The 5,648-nt window shown below is 60.7% G+C and carries 4 protein-coding genes; all 4 read right to left on the bottom strand.

The annotated features are described in order from the left end of the window. A partial coding sequence (locus ACTO5E_RS04480; protein WP_482301932.1) for a sensor histidine kinase occupies nucleotides 1-1,677 on the bottom strand: 1,677 nt, incomplete at its 3' end. Nucleotides 1,678-1,980: 303 nt separating this feature from the next. After that, complete coding sequence (locus ACTO5E_RS04475) at nucleotides 1,981-3,390, bottom strand: MFS transporter (RefSeq protein WP_482301930.1); 1,410 nt, start codon at nucleotides 3,388-3,390, stop codon at nucleotides 1,981-1,983. Between the two features lie 155 nt (nucleotides 3,391-3,545). After that, nucleotides 3,546-4,406: a sugar phosphate isomerase/epimerase family protein gene (locus ACTO5E_RS04470; RefSeq protein WP_482301928.1), complete on the bottom strand. Its 861-nt coding sequence runs from the start codon at nucleotides 4,404-4,406 to the stop codon at nucleotides 3,546-3,548. Nucleotides 4,407-4,465: 59 nt separating this feature from the next. Further along, complete coding sequence (locus ACTO5E_RS04465) at nucleotides 4,466-5,326, bottom strand: sugar phosphate isomerase/epimerase family protein (protein ID WP_482301926.1); 861 nt, start codon at nucleotides 5,324-5,326, stop codon at nucleotides 4,466-4,468. Nucleotides 5,327-5,648: the final 322 nt, after the last annotated feature.

The raw sequence follows: 5,648 nt of genomic DNA, 5'->3' as shown, positions 1-5,648 counted from the left end.
GGCTCCCCCCTCCGGCCCTTGGCCTACCCTGACATAGCCCGCGCCGCCGTAGATCATGGAGAGCCGCTGCTGTACATTGTAGATGCCCAGGCATTTCCGCTCCCCGTCAAGGGGGGGCTCTCCCCGCCGCAGGGCCTCCGCCACCTTTGGGGGAAAGCCCGGCCCGTTGTCCGCCACTGTCACCACCAGATATGGCCCGCTCTCCCGGACAGCCAGAGCAGCCGTGCAGGCAAGCCTTGTCACCTGGCTCATGTCAATGGCGTATTTGATGGCGTTCTCCACAAAGGTCTGCACAGCCAGAGGCGGCAGCTTTTTTTGCAGGGCCTGGGGCTCGGCCTGAATGCTGTATTCCAGGTTGCAGGGATAGCGAAAACGCTGGATTTCCAGATATTCCTCCACCAGAGTCAGCTCCTCGCTGAGGCTGATCTCCTCCTCCTTGTTCCTCAGGCTGCTGCGGAAGTACCGGCTCAGGTGCATGGTCATCTGCTGCACCAGCTCGGTCTCTCCCGCCTGGGCCAGCTGATAGACCATGTTCAGGGAGTTCATGAAAAAGTGGGGCTGTATTTGCAGCTGGTAGTATTGCCGGCGAATCCGCTGACGCTGGAGGCGTTCCTCATACACATCCATTTTCAGCTGCTTGATCTCCCCCATCATCAGCTGAAAGGCGGACACCAGCAGCCGCAGCTCCTTATGACTGCCGCCCGCCGGAGGAGGCACGTCCCAGTCGCCGCCGCGCACGCTGTTCATGGCTTGGATTAGCTCCTCCATGGGCCGCAGAATGCGCCGGCACAGCAGCAATGTCAGCAGCAGAAAAAAGCACAGGGCCCCCAGCATACTGGACAGGATGCCGTAGAAGGCCCCGAAGCGCTGGCGGATGCGCTCCTCCTTTACCAGGGCCAACAGAGACAGCTCTCCCCGGCTCAGCCGGCCGCTGGACACCAGATACCGCTCCCCCTTCAGCTCCACATACTCCCCGCCCTCCTGGGCCTGAAGCGACAGGGGCTGCCGGAACATAGGCGCGGGGTCCAGCACCTGCAGGTCTCCGCTGGCAAACAGCACATAGTCAATCTGACTGATGCGGGAGTCCTGCAGGGAGGAGAGCAGGGTGTCCACCGTACACCAGAACCCGGCATAGCCCCCGCCCACAGACAGGGCCTTGCCAATGACATAGCCCCCTTCCGCTTCCAGGGCGAAATAACCGCTGCGGCTGGCTCCGCTGTCCAGATACTCCACAATGCGCTCCTTGGCTGAACTGCGGCAGGCGTAGGTGATTCCGTCCGCATGGGCTGTGAGATATACCTCCTGCTCCGGCAGATAGAGAAAGGTGGCGTCTACTGTGTCATACTGCCGCACCCCCTGCTGCAGCTGGCGCAGCACCCCCAGCGAGGCAGAGATGTATTCCAGGTCTGTGCTCTCCGGCGAGGCGATGGCCTCCACGCTCTCCTCCATGGAGGTCAAGGTCAGCAGATACTGGTCAGCGTAGGAGAGCTGATTGTCAATCATATTGCATTGCAGAATGATCACGTTCCGGTTCAGGTCTGTGGCCTGCCTGCGGGCAATGCGGATGCCGTATATATTCCCCAGGGTGAGCATGACCCCGCACACGCCCCCAAACACGGCCAGAAGCAGCATGAAGTCCGAGCGGATGGAGCGGTCCTGTGGTTTTTTTCTGAACATGGCTGACCCTCCTGGCGGGAATTTTTATGGCGGCAGAGCTTGGGACAGGATGCTCTGTATATTCTATGGGGATTGCAGTGCGGCGCAGCAGGTCTGGCCTGCGCTCCGCAGGGTTCCAGGCTTTTGCTGTGAAGATGCTTCGCGGGTTCAGGGCTTCTCCTTGTGCTCGCCAGAGCACATGATAGCACACCTGGCGGTGGGCAAGTCGCGAAGCCGCGAAGCAACGCGCTACTGGCATCTACACTTTTGGTTTGTTCCCGCGCAGTGCAGTTTGTGGTTATTATAGCATGTTTCTAATAATTTTCAACTTGCGGGAGGCGGCTCATGCTCCCTGCCGCCGAATACACTCCGGCAGGAGGCCGCGATTACCAGATACAGCGTTGTGGGTATCAACGTCACATAGCACATCACCGGGTACGCGGCCATAATGTCCCCGCCCCAGGCTGTCAGCAGCACGCCATATATGCTGGAGCACAGGGACGTGCTCAGCGACGCCAGCAGGAATTGTGCGGAAATCCCTGTGGGCATCTGCGCCGGAGACAGGTCCCGCTGGTAGAGGGCATAGAGGGTCATATAGTACAGCGACTCCCCCAGTCCCAACAAAAAGGTGAACCCATACAGCAGCGCCGGGAAGGCCTCCCAGCTGCCGGTCAGACCCATAAGCAGCTCTACCCCGCCGATGAGCCCCCCGCTGATCAGCACAAAACGCTTCTGCCATATGGGGTGGCGGATGATCCATTTGCCCAGCAGCAGCGAGGCCAGAATGATCGCCAATGTTTTGGGGATGGCATAGGTGGCGCTGGACGCTGCCGAGCGTCCCATTCCCACCTGCACCAGCAGCAGGGCGAAGTTGTTGGAGAGGGTCATCTGGGGGATGATCAGCGGGATGAGCAGATTGGCCACCGCAAAGGACCGCACCCGGAACAGGCTCAGGGGGATGACCGCGTTCTCCTGCCGCCGGCCGTGGCGGAGGAACAGCCCCAGGCACAGCAGAAACAGCAAGGCCAGGCCCCACAACACTGGGGAACGCCAGCTCAGCCGCTGGCCCCCCAGGTTGAGGAACACCACCAGGCTCCCTACCCCGCCTATGAGCATGGCCCCGCCGGAGAAGTCAAAGGCCTCATGCCGGACAGCCTCACCGGCAGGCTGGCGGTAGTACCGCAGCAGCATAGCCACTGCCCACGCCGCCAGGGGCAGGGGGTACAGAGGGGTGAGCCAGAAGCCGAACCGGTCGGTGACCAGCCCCCCTAGCAGTGGGCCCAGCAGGTTGCCCATGTTGTTCATCACCGAGTACAGGGACATGTACCGGGGACGCTCCTCCCGGCTGGTGCTGTCCGCCAGAATGCCCACAGGCATGGTGGTAGCCACCCCGGCAAACAGGTTTTTACAGAAGTACCCTGCCAAAAACAGGGGCAGCGACCCGGAGAAGGCGCAGAAAACCGAGCAGCCCGCTGTGCCCAGCACCGAGACCAGCATGGCCCGCCGCCGTCCTGCCAGCAGGGTCAGCCGGCCGGACAGGGCGGAGACAATGGTGGTGGCCGTGGCGCCTGCCACCAGAATCACGGCGTACCACTCCAACGCGTCAAACCCTGCGGCAATGACCGGCAGGGACACGGAGTAGCCCATAATGTCCAGAGTAATGTAAATGCGCAGCAGATATGCCGCGGCCAGGGCCCGTTTGGGGTCGCCCCGCTTTTGCAGTACAGCAGTCATAGCTTGTCCTCTCCTATCGCTCTGTATTCAACGGAGCAGGCCTTGCCGGAAAAGAGAGGGGACGCCGAAGCCTGTCTCTCCGGCGCCCCATTTTCTTCCCTGTTCCGGCCCTCAGGCTTCTTTACTCCGGCGGACCGGCGCCGTCTTCCCCGCGGTCATGCCCACTCGATGCCTGTGAACTTCTTGAACGCGCTCATGCTGATGCGGATGGATTCCAGCTCGTCAATGGCGGTCAGGTCCTGTTCCAGCAGAATATACTCTACCCCCAGCTTATTGCCCACGTTGATGTAGTCCTGAATGGGCAGAATGCCGTTGCCTACCTCGGCAAAGGTGCCCACATGCCGGTTGTCCTGGTGGGTTTGGGAGGAGATGGGCCCGTTGACGTCCACCCGGCCCTCAAACAGGCTGATGGGCTCGCCGGCGTCCTTGGCAAAATCCTTCTGGTGCATCAGGATCAGCCGGTCACCCAGCTTCTCCGCCTCCTCCACCGGGTCCACGCCGCCCCGGGCAGCCCAGTAGTTGTCCTGCTCAAAATACATCAGGTCCGGGTCGCTCTCCCCGGCAATAATCTCCATGACCGTTTTGCCGTCAAACTTCTGATACTCCCAGAAATGGTTGTGGTAGTAGAAGCGCATCCCGTACTGTTTGGCAATCTCGGCGTTCTTGTTCATCTCCTCAATTTTCCGCAGCAGCTCGTCCTTGCCCTCGGGATAGAGGTAGCCGCCGGTGCCGAAGTTCTTTGCCCCCAGATAGGCGTAATAGTCTGCCATGGCCTCAAAATCTCCGGTGTAGTAGTGGCCGCCCACCAGCTGAATGCCCGTGTCCGCCAAAAACGCCTTTGCCTCCTGCCGGGTGAGCCCCAGGCCGTAGCCCTTCTCCGCCTCGCCAATAGGGAACCGGGCCGAGCAGAAGGGCTCGATGTACTTATAGCCTGCCTCTGCCACAGCCTTCATGGTGCCCAGGCCGTCCTTCATCAAATGCTCCTTGACTGAATAAAGCTGAATACCGACTTTCATAGTTGCCGCTCCTTTACTTGTGTTTTGATTTTGCTTCTGTTTTTGGGCACAGGGGACGTTCAGCTGTCCCACTGGGTGCCGTGGAACTTGCGGAAGGCCTTCATGCTGGCCTCAATAGACGCCATCTCTCCGATTTGGGTCTTGTCCTGCTCCAGCAGCACATACTGAATCCCTACCCGGTTGCCTGCGTCAATGTAGTCCTGAATGGGGAGCAGCCCGGTGCCCACCTCGGCGTACAGCTCCAGCAGGCGGGTGGTCTGGTCAAACTCCGGGGTGATGGGGAAGTCCTGTCGCAGGTACTCCCAGATATTCACCGGCACCCGGGCGGCCTTGCTGAAGTCCTTCTGATGCATCAGAGGGATGAGCCGGCTTTGCCAGCGGTCCAGCTCCTTCACCGGGTCCACGCCGCCTCTGGCCGCCCAGAAGGTGTCCAGCTCATAACAGACCGTCTCCGGCGTGTTCTCCATAATCAGCTGAATGACCTGCTTGCCGCCAAACTCCTGGTACTCCCGGTAGTGGTTGTGGTAGTAGTACCGCAGGCCGTGCTTTTGGGCAATCTCCGCGTCTTTTGCCATGAGGGCGCACTTTGCCAGCACGTCCGACTGCCCGCCAGGGAAGTGGGCCCCGCCGCTGCCTACCTGCTCCACGCCCAGGGCCTTGTAGTATTGGCAGAACGCCTCAAAGCCCTCGCAGCCCAGGGGGTAATAGTGGACGCCCACCACCTGCAGGCCTACCTCCTTCAGAAAGGCCCGGGCCTCATCCAAGCCCATGTACAGGCCGAAGCTGGTCTCGTCGCCGGGCTGGGGATGACAGAAGGGCTCTATGTACCGGTAGCCCAGCTCCGCCACCTGGCGGAGAGTGCCTTTCGGGTCCTTGGCAAGGGCCTCCTTTACAGAAAACAGTTGAATGCCTACCTTCATGATACGACTTCTCCTTTCTTTTTTTCGTCGCGCCAGTTCCGTTGTACAAATCACCGCCAACAGTCCCGCGCTAATTGCAGTATGCAAATAAACCTCGCGGCCAGCAGCACCATCAAACCGCGACCACATGCCTTGTCTCCCGCAGCCTGTAGCGCTGGCGTGCCAGCGCGCTCCGCGAATCGGGTCCAGCGTCACGCTGGCCAGCAGCACCATCAAACCGCGACCATATGCCTTGCCTCCCGCAGCCTGTAGCGCTGGCGTGCCAACGCGCTCCGCGAATCGGGTCCAGCGTCACGCTGGCTAGCTACACCATCAAACCGCG

It is taken from the genome of Acutalibacter sp., from assembly GCF_056800975.1.
This window is presented reverse-complemented; position numbering and strand designations above follow the sequence as displayed.